Below are 13,196 nucleotides of genomic sequence, written 5' to 3'. Positions count from 1 at the left end.
TTATAGGCAGACTAAAAAGCGAGGTAAGCATGGGCAAAGAGCACAAGGCCAGTATTGACGGGGATCAATGGGCACGGTGTGTGCAGGAACATGGCTGGCGATGGGATGTTGCCTCGGGCGCTCCAACGCATACGCCGGTGACGTTGATCCTGGCCCACGGCGCCGGCGCGCCGATGGACTCATCCTTCATGGACGACATGGCTGCGCGCCTTGCCGTGCAGGGGGTGAGCGTCTTGCGTTTCGAGTTTCCCTACATGGCCCAGCGCCGCGTGGACGGGGGCAAGCGCCCGCCCAACCCGGCGCCGAAACTGCTGCAGAGCTGGCGCGAGGTCTATACCGAGGTGCGACGCCATGTCGCTGGGAAACTGGCCATTGGTGGCAAGTCCATGGGCGGGCGCATGGCCAGTTTGCTCGCCGATGAATTGGGTGCCGATGGGCTGGTGTGCCTGGGCTATCCGTTCTATGCGGTGGGCAAGCCGGAAAAGCCGCGAGTCGCGCATTTGGCCGGGTTGAAGACGCCGACATTGATTGTGCAGGGCGAGCGCGATGCGTTGGGCAATCGAGCGGCGGTGCAGGGGTATGACTTGTCGCCGAGCATCGAGGTGATGTGGCTGGCGGCGGGGGATCATGATTTGAAGCCGTTGAAGGCGTCGGGGTGCAGTCATGAGCAGCATTTGGAGGCTGCGGCAGTGCAAGTGGCTCGGTTTCTCGGCGCCTGTTAGGGCCCTATCGGGGGCAAGTCGAATCGTCGCACCGCCCCTCCCACATTCGACTGCATTCCAAGGGGTGTATGCGGTTAAATGTGGGAGGGGGCTTGCCCCCGATAACGGTTTAACGGTTAAAACGCTCTACCAGCGAATACTGGGTATTGGCGGTAACAGTAAGCTCTTCACTCAACTGCGCCGAGTTCAACGCCTGTTCCGACGTCTGATCGGCCAGCAGCGCGATGGTGCTGATATTGCGGCTGATCTCTTCGGCAACCGAGCTTTGCTCTTCCGTGGCGGCGGCGATTTGGGTGGTCATGTCGGTGATGTTGGCCACCGCTTCGCTGATGCCCACCAACGCCTGATCCGCCTCCATCACCCGCGCTACGCCTTCTTCGGCCTGGCGATGCCCGGCGTCCATGGTTTGTACGGCAGCGGCAGCGGTTTGCTGCAGCTTGGCGATCAGGGTATGGATCTGCCCGGTCGATTCAGCCGTGCGTTGCGCCAGTTGGCGGACTTCGTCGGCAACCACCGCAAAACCACGGCCCATCTCACCGGCACGCGCGGCTTCGATCGCGGCGTTCAAGGCCAGCAGGTTGGTCTGGTCGGCAATGCCTTTGATCACGTCGACCACGCCGCCGATTTCATCGCTGTCCTTGGCCAGTTGGGTGACCGTCACGCCGGTCTCGCCAACCGCGGCCGACAGCCGCTGAATTGCCGCGCGGGTTTCCCCGGCAATATCGCGGCCGCGCCCGGTCAGGCGATTGGCTTCCTGGGTGGCATCGGCCGTGCGCTGCACATGGCTGGCGACTTCCTGGGTCGTCGCCGCCATCTGGTTGACTGCGGTGGCCACCTGTTCGGTTTCCACGCGCTGGCGTTCCAGGCCGCTGGAGCTGTTGTGCGCCAAGGTGTTGGATTGCGCCGCCTGCTCGTTGAGGTGTTCGGCGGTGTCCTGCAAGCGCGTGAGACAGGTCTTCAGACGTGCCTCCTGGCTGAGGATCGACATTTCCAGGCGCGCCTGGGCGCCACGGCTGTCGGTGTACATCTGCGCGATCAACGGATCGGAGGTGGTCTGTTCGGCCAGGCGCAGCAAACGCTTGAGGCCGCGCTGTTGCCAGCTCAGGCCCAGCAGGCCCAGCGGCACCGACAAGCCCGCCGCGAGGGCAAAGCCCCAGTGGGAATTGAGCGACGCGCCAATCATGAAGCTCAACTGGCTGACCAGGATAAACGGCAGCCAGTCCTGCAGCACCGGTAGCCACTTGTCCCGCTGGGGAATGGCGGACTTGCCCTTATTGATGCGTTGGTAGAGCGCTTCGGCCCGGCGGATCTGCTCGGCGGTGGGCTTGATGCGCACCGATTCATAGCCGACCACCTGGTTGCCGTCGAACATCGGCGTCACATAGGCGTTAACCCAGTAGTGATCGCCGGTCTTGCAGCGGTTCTTGACGATGCCCATCCATGGCAAGCCTTGCTTGAGCGTGGACCACATGTGTGCGAACACAGCCCCCGGAACGTCCGGGTGGCGAACCAGGTTGTGCGGGGCGCGCACCAGTTCGTCGCGGGAGAAACCACTGATTTCGACGAAAGCGTCGTTGCAGTAAGTGATGACACCCTTGGCATCTGTGGTGGAGATCAACCGTTGCTGAGCGGGGAAAGTACGTTCGCGCTGGGTAACGGGTTGGTTATTACGCATGGTTATTCAATCCGCAAGGCTTTCAATGGGTATCGGCGATGGCGATCATTTATTTAACTTATTTTTGCAATAATCAGCCGGCGAGCATTGGGTAGGAAAACAGTCCGAAATGCAGCAAATTAAGGCCGAAATGCGTGGCAATCGCCGCGCCCAGGCCGCCAAAACGATAAGCAAGGCCATAGCCGACGCCGGCGATGCTGGCCAGCAGCACCCACTGCCAGCCCGCGCTCAGGTGTACAAGGCCGAATAGCAGAGCGGCCAGCAGCAATGCGAGGTTTTCGCCGTAGGGCAAGTGTTTGAAGCGTCGGCCCAGGCCGCCCTGAATGTAGCCGCGGAATAGCGCTTCTTCCACCAGCGTCACCAGCAACAGGTTATTCAGCACCCACAACCATGCCTGTTCCGGCCACTTCGGTGCCCAACTGATGATCCCCAGCAACGCCGCGCCGCCCAGTGCCGCTATGGCTGTCAGGGTCAACGCCAAGGCGGTGACGCAGATCGACAGGCGCAATGAACGCCGCGCCACAATCCACGGGCAGGCCAGCAGCAGCCAAAAACCGATCAGCGGTTTGTCCTGGTTGAGGTACATCGAGAAGGGCACGGCATCGGCGCTGAAACGCTGGGGTGCGATACCGCGCCCGTTGTAGAACCCCGGCAGCCAGTGCATTGCAAGGCCCAAGGCCAATACGATGAACAACCCGTGGCCGACGTAACGCCCCCAAGGGGTCCGTTGCTGGCGTACCGCATACCCGGCGATCAGCAGCAGGGCCACGGAGATTGCCGCCAGCACCCCCAGTTGGCCGTAAACCAAGGCCATGGCATAGCCGATGGACAGGAGGGCGAGGTACAGCCAAGGCAAAGCGGTCATGTGAAATCCTTGGAAAAAACTGGGCGGTAGTATAACGGGCGGCCTGCGCGGCAAGATGAAAAAGCCATCACGCGAAAGCGGTTCTGCTGGAGCGATTGCAAAATATGTCGGCGGCTGGTTATAGTCATCGCGTCTTCATCTCCTCAAAAGATCAGCCCATGCCTGCATTCCTGTGCATAGCGGTAGTCGATTCAGCGTCCAGCGCTGTGGTCGTGCCGTGCGGGAACCCGCAGCCTGCGCAGATCAGTCACTACCCCCCACCTGTCAGTAGCACGCCGGTGTACGCAGTCGTATCACCGCCGGGTGTTGGCATTTCGGGCTGATCAGCTGATTGCTGTTCCCGTATGCCCGCCTGAAAAAAACCTACTGAGCTGAACCTACGCGTTTTAGCTTTTGCTGAATCGGCTTTTTGCCTGATTACAGGTGGTAACCATGTCTGTTATTTCGAAACAATCCGTGGCCGCGGCGGTCTCGACGAGCCTGTTTGTATTGCTATGGAGCAGCGGGGCGATTTTCTCCAAGTTGGGCCTGGCCCATGCGTCGCCCTTCGCCTTTTTGCTGATCCGTTTTGCCATCGCCCTTGCGGGATTGGTGATTCTGGTACCGATCCTCAAGCTGAAACTGCCGCAACCCGGCAAGCCGCTGCTGTATGCGGCGGCGACGGGGCTGGTGTTGTTGGGGGCGTACCAGATTTTCTATCTGCTGGCCCTGGACCTCAAAGTCACCCCAGGGGTGATGGCAACCATCATGGGGGTGCAGCCGATTCTCACCGTGGTGCTGATGGAGCGCCAACGGTCCTTGCGCCGGATGTTCGGCCTGGGGTTGGGGTTGGCGGGGTTGATCATGGTGGTCTACCAAGGCATCGGGCTGTCGGGGATGTCCCTCGCCGGGATGCTCTTCGGTTTGTTGGCCCTGGCAAGCATGACTTTCGGCTCGATCATGCAGAAGCGCATCACCGATAACCCGTTGGGCACGCTACCCGTGCAGTACCTGGCGGGGTTGCTGCTGTGCTCGGTGTTTGTGCCGTTCCAGCCGTTCCACTTTGAGCACAGCGCCAGCTTTTACCTGCCGGTGCTGTGGATGGGCCTGGTGGTGTCGCTGCTGGCGACGCTGTTGCTGTACCGCCTGATCGCCCGGGGCAACCTGGTCAATGTCACCAGCCTGTTCTACCTGGTGCCTGCGGTGACGGCGGTGATGGATTACCTGATCTTCGGCAACCGGCTCGCGTTATTGAGCCTGCTGGGGATGGGGTTGATCGTTGTTGGGTTGGGGTTTGTGTTTCGTAAAGGTTGAATGATCACTGAGTCAGCGCTGACGGGCGCCCTCTAAAACGGGCGTCCGTCGATGTGTGATTCAGTGCTGGGTAAGTGCAGTGTTCAGCTCGAGCGCCAAGCGTTGCACGTATTCACGCAGTTCAGGTACTGCGGTGGCTTCCCAGTCCCGGGCCTGGAGGAAAGGGCCGACGTAATACAACCAGTCTGACGGCACTGCATTGCAATTGAGCAGTGCGCCCGACGGTGCGATGTCCATGCCTGTCCCAAGTGCATCAGGTACCAACAGGCCATCTGCGCGCAGGGACTTGAGCAACGGGTCGTCCAATTGGCGCAGGTCCAGTGCTGGCGTCGTGCAATTTATCACCGCTTTGACCTCCAATTGTTCCACGGTGCTGGCGCCACGTCGGCGTACAGCGACGCTCACATTGTGAGGGTTGGACGTGTAGCCGACGATGCGTCCGGCCGCCAGCTTCAGTGTGCCGCGGGCAAGCTCGGTGTGCATGCGTGCGCCTGGTTGTGGAGCGCAGCGATGGCGATGGGCATCCCAGTAAGGGCGTACATGTCGCAGGAATCGCCGGCGTTCATCAAGCGGCAATGTATGCCACAGCTGCTGGGTCGCGGATCTCAGGCCACCAATGATGTCGCGCCAGTCTCCGCCGGTTTGCGCGTGCTGGCGAACCGCGTCACGGACGGCACGTACATAGTGGCGCACCGTGCAATCGGTCAACATGTGCTGTGCCAGCCCTTCATCATAGGCGGGGTGCGCGTTCAATTCGCGGTGAGGCTGCGGGAGCAGGCCCCGGCGCGAAACGGCCTGGATAGTGCCGGTGTGTCCCCGGTCACGCAAATCAAGTACGACGTCGAGCATTGTCAGCCCGCTGCCTATCAGGAAGACCGGGTCGTTTGCGCCAATACTGTCGAGTGCGCCCGGTTGCCATGGGTCATGCACGTAGCCCGGGTTCTCGTAGAACTGCCGATATTCGGGTGCAATCGAAGGCGCCTGGCGTGCGCAACTGCCAATGCTTAAAACAACACTGTCGGCCCGAAAGTGTTCCCCGTTATCCATCAAGAGAAGTGCGCCAGCGGCATTTGGCTGGGGGACTATCTTGACCACTTCCCCAATCACTTCGTGCAACTCGCAGCCCTGTGTTGCGTTGCGTGACGCGTGTTGAAGCAACGCTTCCAAATAGTCACCGTAGAGGCGCCGCTCTACAAAGGAGCCTGGGGTAGCGGTGGCGTTGTTGCGTTTTACATACTCGTAAAAGCTGTCGTCTTCGCCGGCCAGAGCATTCATTCTGCCTGCCGGGACATTGAGTACATGCGCGGGCGCTTGGGTGCTGTAAGCGATACCTCGGGCCATACTGCCCGGCCGGTTGATCAACAGAATTTTCAGAGGGGTGACCGGCGGGTGGCGTAACAACTGCACTGCCAGCGTCGAGCCGCAGAAGCCTGCGCCGATAATCGCGATGGTCTTGGTATTCATTCCAGCTCCAGTTTCAACGTCGCTCATGTTTCATTTGACAAAGTCGTCTTGTTGCACTTTCTGAATGAGGGTCGGTAATTGTTTTGTAGAGTTTGCCGAAGGTTTGTCGTGAACTTGATAATGAAGTGGATCGAGTTGCTCATCCAGTGCGCAGCTTCGGCGATTCCGCGTTCGTTGATATAGATCAGTCGGCACTCGGGGTTGGAGTTTTCGACGCATCATAACTGAATATGAGTTATGCCTTTCGCGGCGTTTACCGACCTCTGGGGGGCGGGCGGAAGAGGTTTTTCGGGTGGTTGTTTGTAAGATTGCTCCTCATTCGGTCGAAGCGCTGCTAGCGTGGCAGCATCGGCGCGCCACGGTTTTGGACGCGGGGCTTGATACGATCTGGAGGCTCAGGCAAGGAGCTGCGGGCTAGAGGTGCAATGCCTCATCGTAGGGCGCGTGACGGGTTCCCGGTGGTTGACCGCCGGTCACAAGTAAGATTGCCCTTACAAACTAATACTGTAATAATTCCCACCTTATTGTCGGCCTATATCCTACCTCCCAGCAGGATATGTAGTGCGCTCCCAAGGGATATTGTGTCTATTTTCGTATCGCGCAGCCTTTCCAATGCTCTACCTAACGACGTTTGCGTTGCAAAAATCGCGATTTTGATGTGTTCGTACAATGGTGAGACGTTTCTTGCGGAACAGCTCGACTCTATTGAGCGGCAGATGCATCGTGACTGGACGTTAGTCATTTCGGACGACGGTTCCAAAGACAGCTCGTTGGCGATTTTTCAGCAATACTGTAGTCGTTGGGGCAGTCACCGGCTAAGCGTGGTATCCGGCCCTCAAAAAGGCTTCGTCGCCAATTTCCTCTCGTTGACTTGTCGGACCGATATCCAGGCTGATTATTTTGCGTGGTGCGATCAAGACGATATCTGGAATGATGAAAAGCTGCAGGTGGCGGTTGATTGGTTGCAGAGCCAGCCTTCGGATGTGCCTGCACTCTACTGTGGTCGCACGCAGTTGGTAGGCGACTCGGGGGGGGCGATTGGTTTTTCACCGCTTTTCTCCCAGCCTCCGCATTTCTCTAACGCGTTGGTTCAGAGTATCGCGGGCGGCAATACGATGGTTTTTAACCAGGCTGCTCGCAAGCTGATTGTGGAGGCGGGTGCGGACGTAGTAGTGCCTTCTCACGATTGGTGGGCGTATCAGCTTGTCACGGGGGCGGGAGGCATCGTTCACTATGATCCCGAGCCTAGAATGCAGTACCGCCAGCATGATGAAAATCTGATCGGCAGCAACTCCAGCTGGGCAGCTCGCCTGGTTCGGCTACGGATGATCTTTCAAGGACGTTTTTACGAGTGGAACGAACTGAATATTCGCGCACTCGAAGCCATGCAGCATCGTCTTTGCGAAGAACATCGAACGACTCTTGCGCGTTTTAAATGTGCGCGGAGTCAAACGTTATTTAGACGAGTGCTGGGGTTCCGGTCGGCCGGTTTGTACCGGCAGACACTGATGGGGAACCTCGGGCTAATTTTTGCAACACTACTGAAAAAGATCTGACTCAATGACTATCTTAGTAACCGGCGGTGCTGGCTTTATCGGTGCAAACTTTGTATTGGACTGGGTAGCCCAGGCGGATGAGCCGGTCATTAATCTGGACAAGCTGACGTATGCCGGCAACCTGGAGAACCTCAGCTCGCTGGAGGGTGACAAACGCCATGTATTCGTACAGGGCGATATCGCCGATAGCCAACTGGTGCAGCGCTTGCTTGCTGAGCACAAGCCGCGCGCTATCCTGAACTTCGCTGCCGAGTCGCACGTTGACCGCTCCATTCACGGCCCGGAAGACTTCATCGAGACTAACGTCGTCGGTACCTTCCGTTTGCTGGAGGCGGTACGTGCCTACTGGAAAGGCCTGGATGCCGATGCACAGCAGTCCTTCCGCTTCCTGCATGTTTCGACCGACGAAGTCTATGGCTCCCTGGCCAAAGACGATGCAGCGTTCACCGAAACTCACCAGTACGAGCCTAACAGCCCTTACTCGGCGAGCAAGGCTGCAAGCGACCACTTGGTTCGTGCCTATCACCATACCTATGGCTTGCCGGTACTGACGACCAACTGCTCGAACAACTATGGGCCGTTCCATTTCCCGGAAAAACTGATTCCGTTGATGATCGTCAACGCACTGGCAGGCAAAGCGCTGCCAGTGTACGGCGACGGTCAGCAAATTCGTGACTGGCTGTACGTAAAAGACCACTGCAGCGCCATCCGCCGAGTACTGGAAGCGGGCACTGTGGGCGAGGTCTATAACGTGGGCGGCTGGAACGAAAAGCCAAACCTGGACATCGTTCACACCGTTTGCGCCTTGCTCGATGAGTTGCGCCCTCAAGCGAATGGCAAGCCTTACAGCGATCAGATTGCTTACGTGACGGACCGCCCTGGCCATGACCGCCGTTATGCCATCGACGCGCGCAAACTGGAGCGTGAGTTGGGTTGGAAGCCGGCTGAGACCTTCGAGACCGGTATTCGCAAAACCGTGGAGTGGTACCTGGACAACCAAGATTGGGTGAGCAATATCCAATCGGGTTCGTACCGCGAATGGGTAGAAAAAAACTACGCCGAGCGTTCGGCATGAGGATCCTTCTACTTGGCAAAAATGGCCAGGTGGGATGGGAGCTTCAACGCAGCTTGGCCCCTTTGGGCCAAGTGCTTGCGCTCGACTCGAAAAGCCAGGACTACTGCGGCGACCTGAACGACCTGCAGGGGCTGGCCGCGACCGTGCAGCGGTTTGCGCCTGACGTCATCGTCAACGCTGCCGCCTACACCGCCGTCGACAAAGCCGAAAGCGAGCCTGCCCAGGCCCTGCGTGTCAACGCAGAAGCCCCGGCGGTACTGGCCGCCGAGGCGCTGAAGCTGAATGCCCTGCTGGTGCACTATTCCACCGACTACGTGTTCGCCGGCACCGGCGACACCCCTTGGCTGGAAAGCGACCCGGTAGGGCCGCTGAGCGTCTACGGTACGACCAAGCTGCAAGGCGAGCAGGCCATTCAGGCCAGTGGTTGTGCACATCTGGTCTTCCGTACCAGTTGGGTTTACGCAGCGCGCGGTAACAACTTCGCCAAGACCATGCTGCGCCTAGCCATCGAGCGAGACAGCCTGAACGTGATTGACGACCAGTTCGGCGCGCCCACCGGGGCGGACCTGCTGGCCGACGTCACCGCTCACGCGATCCGCACCATGGGCTCAAACCCGCAGTTGAGCGGGGTGTATCACCTCGCCGCAGCGGGCGAGACCACCTGGCACCGCTATGCCCGCTTCGTGCTCGAACAGGCGCAAGCGGCGGGGGTGCAGCTCAAGGTCGAACCGGCCAACGTGGGCGCGATCACCACCGCGGCTTACCCGACGCCGGCCAAACGCCCTGGCAATTCCCGACTCGACACTCAAAAACTGCAGAATGCCTTCTCATTGCGCCTGCCTGAATGGCAGGACGGTGTGGCACGGATGCTTATAGAAATTCTAGAGAAATGAACATGCTTAAACGTAAAGGAATCATTTTGGCCGGTGGTTCAGGCACACGCCTGCACCCTGCAACCTTGGCAATCTCCAAGCAATTGCTGCCGGTTTACGACAAGCCGATGATCTATTACCCGCTGACCACGCTGATGCTGGCGGGTATTCGCGACATCCTGATCATTTCCACGCCGCAAGACACCCCGCGTTTCGAACAACTGCTGGGTGATGGCAGTAACTGGGGCTTGAATATTTCCTACGCCGTACAAGCGTCCCCGGATGGGCTGGCCCAGGCGTTCATTATTGGTGAAGACTTCATTGGTAATGACCTTTCCGCATTAGTGCTTGGTGATAATATCTATCACGGCCACCACTTTCAGGAACTGCTTGGTAGTGCCATGTCCCGAACACAAGGCGCCAGTGTGTTTGCGTACCATGTTCATGACCCAGAGCGTTACGGCGTTGTTGAATTTGACGCACAAGGTAAAGCGATTAGCTTAGAAGAAAAGCCGAATCAGCCGAAATCCAGCTACGCGGTGACTGGATTGTATTTCTATGACCAACAAGTTATTGATCTTGCTAAAAGCATAAAGCCTTCGGCCCGTGGCGAATTGGAAATTACTGATCTTAACAGGATGTACCTAGATGACAGTACTCTATCTGTTGAGATAATGGGCCGCGGCTATGCGTGGCTAGACACTGGTACTCATGACTCGCTGCTGGAGGCGAGCCAGTTCATTGCTACGCTGGAAAAACGCCAGGGTTTGAAAGTTGCTTGTCCGGAAGAAATTGCGTTTCGTAATCGCTGGATCGATCCAGAACAGTTAGAGCGACTTGCGGCGCCGCTGCTGAAAAATAGTTATGGCCAGTATCTAAAACGTATTTTGATAGAGACGGTGTACTGATGATAACTATCAAATTGACTATTCCTGATGTGATTGTTCTTGAGCCAAAGGTTTTTGGCGATACGCGGGGATTTTTTTTTGAAAGTTTTAACGCTCGGATTTTTGAAGAGGCGACGGGCCTGAAATGTACGTTTGTCCAAGATAATCAATCCCGATCAGTGCAGCATGTCTTGCGCGGTCTGCATTATCAAGTTGGCAAGCCACAAGGTAAATTGGTACGGGTTATCAGTGGTGAAATTTTCGACGTGGCGGTTGATATTAGAAGAAGTTCAAGTACATTTGGGCAGTGGGTTGGTATCCACTTGACGGCTGAAAACAAAAAACAACTCTGGATTCCAGAAGGTTTTGCTCATGGGTTTATTACACTCAGCGAGACTGCGGAAGTGCTGTATAAGACTACAGAGTATTATAGCCCGGCTGATGAACGCTGCATCGCCTGGGATGATAAGTCACTCAACATTCAATGGCTATGCGACGCTGCCCCAACGCTCTCTATGAAAGATGCAAAAGGAATGAGCTTCCAGGATGCGGAGGTATTTGATTGATGCGTCACTTTCCCGCTACGCCCCGTGAACTGGTCATTAGCCTATGGCGCAATCGTGAGTTGATAAAGGTTTCCGCATGGCGCGAGGTGTTGGGTCGATACCGGGGTTCGGTTTTGGGGATACTGTGGTCCTTTTTTAATCCACTGTTTTTACTGTCAATCTACACGTTCGTATTCAGTGAGGTATTAAAGGCACGGTGGGGAACGGGTGGAGGTTCTAAGACGGAGTTTGCACTTGTGCTGTTTGCAGGCTTAATGATTTTCAACCTTTTTGCAGAGTGCATAAATAGAGCGCCGCATACGATATTGTCGAATGTCAACTACGTAAAGAAAGTCGTTTTTCCTTTGGAAATTCTGCCTTTTATTACCCTGATATCGGCTTTGTTTCATGCGGTGATCAGCCTGTGTGTCTGGCTGGTGGCCTATATTTTGTTTTTTGGTCTACCCAGCCTAACCGCATTTTATCTACCGCTGATTATTTTACCGTTCTGTTTCTTTATCATGGGACTAAGTTGGGCGCTCGCCTCCTTGGGCGTCTTCTTGCGTGATGTTTCTCAGTTTATAGGCGTCATCACCACCATGTTGATGTTTATGAGCCCAATTTTTTTTCCAGCAACGGCATTTCCTGAGGAGTACAGGCACTTACTATATCTGAATCCGCTGACACCCGCGATTGAGCAAACCAGGGATGTGATGCTGTGGGGGAAGACACCTGATTTCATGATGCTCGGGATCTACTGGGTAGTCACTATAATCATTGCATGGCTAGGCTTTGCCTGGTTTCAAAAAACACGCAAAGGATTTTCAGATGTGCTCTGATGTCGCAATTAAAGTGGTAGGCCTGAACAAGTGCTATCAGATCTATGACAGCCCGCGTGATAGGCTCAAGCAATTTTTGCTACCTAAAATACGCCGTTTATTAAGACTATTGCCAAAACAATATTATCGTGATTTCTGGGCTTTGAAAGACGTATCTTTCGAAGTCAAAAAGGGCGAGACGGTCGGTATTGTTGGTCGAAATGGTAGTGGCAAATCTACCTTGTTGCAGATTATTTGTGGCACCTTGGCGCCAACCGATGGGCATATCGAAACGAACGGGCGTATCGCTGCGTTGTTGGAACTCGGTGCTGGTTTCAACCCGGAGTTCACCGGACGTGAAAATGTTTATCTGAATGCAGCGGTGCTGGGTTTAAAACGAGAGGAAATCGACGCTCGTTTTGACGAGATCGTGGCGTTTGCCGATATCGGCGAATTTATCGAACAGCCGGTCAAGACGTATTCAAGTGGTATGACTGTGCGCTTAGCGTTCGCGGTAGCGATTAATGTCGATCCGCAAATTTTAGTCGTGGATGAGGCCCTCTCAGTTGGTGATGAGTTGTTTCAACGAAAGTGCTTCTCTCGAATTGAAGCCATAAGATCTGCGGGTGCCACAATACTGTTTGTTTCTCACTCTGGCGGCGCAGTAGTCGAGTTGTGTGATCGTGCGTTGCTGCTCGACTCGGGTGAGCGCCTCGCAATCAGTACGCCCAAAAAAATTGTCGGACGCTATCAGAAATTACTCTATGCGCCTTCTGATAAGCGTGAGGCTATCCGAGCTGAGATACGTATAGAGGAAGCAAGCGATACGCAAGGTATGAATGACAGTTTTGACGGTCATTCGCCGATAGTCCTGTCTGCCGCTGAGCACACTGACCTCCCCGATAGTTATGACCCGGCACTTAAGCCGTCCAGTATTATTGTCTATGAGTCTCATGGCGCGGTGATAGATGATCCGGGAATCTATTCAACTGACGGCGAACGAGTGAACAATTTGACGCGGGGGAAAACGTACCTCTATCGTTATAGTGTGAGGTTCGAAAACGCTGCAAACTACGTCAGGTTTGGCATGTTGATTAAAACGACCTCCGGTTTGGAGTTGGGGGGGGCGACAACGGCCACTTCTAATCGTACAAGCTTGCCATACGTACTGTCGGGAACCGTCGTCTCCGTAGAGTTTCAGTTTGTATGTGGTCTTAATGCGGGTGTTTACTTCCTAAATGCTGGTGTTGTTGGCGAGTTGAATGGCGCTGAGACATACCTACATCGTCTGATTGATATTGTTTCGTTTAGGGTGATGTCTGAAGTAGAGAATCTATCTACCGGCGTGATCGATTTTTCATGTGTGCCGCGAATTGAAATGACCGCATTGAGTGATATAGAAGTCATACATTAAGCACGTCAAG

The 13,196-nt window shown here is 55.9% G+C and carries 12 protein-coding genes; 9 read left to right on the top strand and 3 right to left on the bottom strand.

Annotated features, from left to right (window positions below):
• The first annotated feature begins 29 nt into the window (after nucleotides 1-29).
• Entirely contained in the window at nucleotides 30-722 is a 693-nt protein-coding gene (locus U5A08_RS21775; RefSeq protein ID WP_253397855.1) for an alpha/beta family hydrolase, read from the top strand.
• A gap of 109 nt (nucleotides 723-831) precedes the next feature.
• On the opposite strand, the gene U5A08_RS21770 is transcribed toward U5A08_RS21775, so the two are convergent.
• Both U5A08_RS21770 and U5A08_RS21765 read right to left on the bottom strand, forming a co-directional pair.
• Nucleotides 832-2,397, bottom strand: coding sequence for a methyl-accepting chemotaxis protein (locus U5A08_RS21770; RefSeq protein WP_253397853.1), 1,566 nt, complete (start codon nucleotides 2,395-2,397; stop codon nucleotides 832-834).
• A 73-nt stretch (nucleotides 2,398-2,470) separates the two neighbouring features.
• On the bottom strand, nucleotides 2,471-3,262 hold the full coding sequence (locus U5A08_RS21765) for a CPBP family intramembrane glutamic endopeptidase (RefSeq protein WP_321848550.1): 792 nt from the start codon (nucleotides 3,260-3,262) through the stop codon (nucleotides 2,471-2,473).
• A 432-nt stretch (nucleotides 3,263-3,694) separates the two neighbouring features.
• Here U5A08_RS21765 and U5A08_RS21760 point away from each other — a divergent pair, with 432 nt between their 5' ends.
• The gene (locus U5A08_RS21760; protein ID WP_321848549.1) at nucleotides 3,695-4,555 is read left to right on the top strand and encodes a DMT family transporter; all 861 of its coding nucleotides are present in this window, start codon (nucleotides 3,695-3,697) and stop codon (nucleotides 4,553-4,555) included.
• A 60-nt stretch (nucleotides 4,556-4,615) separates the two neighbouring features.
• On the opposite strand, the gene U5A08_RS21755 is transcribed toward U5A08_RS21760, so the two are convergent.
• Entirely contained in the window at nucleotides 4,616-6,019 is a 1,404-nt protein-coding gene (locus tag U5A08_RS21755) for an FAD/NAD(P)-binding protein (protein ID WP_321848547.1), read from the bottom strand.
• 581 nt (nucleotides 6,020-6,600) lie between these two features.
• Here U5A08_RS21755 and U5A08_RS21750 point away from each other — a divergent pair.
• Genes U5A08_RS21750 through U5A08_RS21720 form a run of 7 tightly spaced genes read left to right on the top strand, consistent with a single transcriptional unit; the run spans nucleotide 6,601 to nucleotide 13,186 of the window.
• Nucleotides 6,601-7,575: a glycosyltransferase family 2 protein gene (locus U5A08_RS21750; protein WP_321848545.1), complete on the top strand. Its 975-nt coding sequence runs from the start codon at nucleotides 6,601-6,603 to the stop codon at nucleotides 7,573-7,575.
• Nucleotides 7,576-7,579: 4 nt separating this feature from the next.
• Nucleotides 7,580-8,650 carry a dTDP-glucose 4,6-dehydratase gene (rfbB, locus tag U5A08_RS21745; protein ID WP_104902661.1) on the top strand — a complete coding sequence of 357 codons (1,071 nt, stop codon included), beginning with the start codon at nucleotides 7,580-7,582 and terminating at the stop codon, nucleotides 8,648-8,650.
• On the top strand, nucleotides 8,647-9,543 hold the full coding sequence (gene rfbD / locus U5A08_RS21740) for a dTDP-4-dehydrorhamnose reductase (RefSeq protein WP_198717719.1): 897 nt from the start codon (nucleotides 8,647-8,649) through the stop codon (nucleotides 9,541-9,543). The genes rfbB and rfbD overlap by 4 nt, the downstream gene beginning before the upstream one ends.
• 2 nt (nucleotides 9,544-9,545) lie before the next feature.
• Nucleotides 9,546-10,430 carry a glucose-1-phosphate thymidylyltransferase RfbA gene (gene rfbA, locus U5A08_RS21735; protein ID WP_321848542.1) on the top strand — a complete coding sequence of 295 codons (885 nt, stop codon included), beginning with the start codon at nucleotides 9,546-9,548 and terminating at the stop codon, nucleotides 10,428-10,430.
• Nucleotides 10,430-10,975 carry a dTDP-4-dehydrorhamnose 3,5-epimerase gene (gene rfbC / locus U5A08_RS21730; protein WP_321848541.1) on the top strand — a complete coding sequence of 182 codons (546 nt, stop codon included), beginning with the start codon at nucleotides 10,430-10,432 and terminating at the stop codon, nucleotides 10,973-10,975. Before rfbA ends, rfbC begins: the two co-directional genes overlap by 1 nt.
• Nucleotides 10,975-11,793, top strand: a complete 819-nt coding sequence (locus U5A08_RS21725; RefSeq protein ID WP_321848540.1) for an ABC transporter permease — start codon at nucleotides 10,975-10,977, stop codon at nucleotides 11,791-11,793. The genes rfbC and U5A08_RS21725 overlap by 1 nt, the downstream gene beginning before the upstream one ends.
• Entirely contained in the window at nucleotides 11,783-13,186 is a 1,404-nt protein-coding gene (locus U5A08_RS21720) for an ABC transporter ATP-binding protein (protein ID WP_321848539.1), read from the top strand. Before U5A08_RS21725 ends, U5A08_RS21720 begins: the two co-directional genes overlap by 11 nt.
• Nucleotides 13,187-13,196: the final 10 nt, after the last annotated feature.

Origin of the sequence: Pseudomonas paraveronii (genome assembly GCF_963681955.1) — a bacterium.
In the GTDB taxonomy this organism is placed as follows: domain Bacteria; phylum Pseudomonadota; class Gammaproteobacteria; order Pseudomonadales; family Pseudomonadaceae; genus Aquipseudomonas; species Aquipseudomonas paraveronii.
This window is presented reverse-complemented; position numbering and strand designations above follow the sequence as displayed.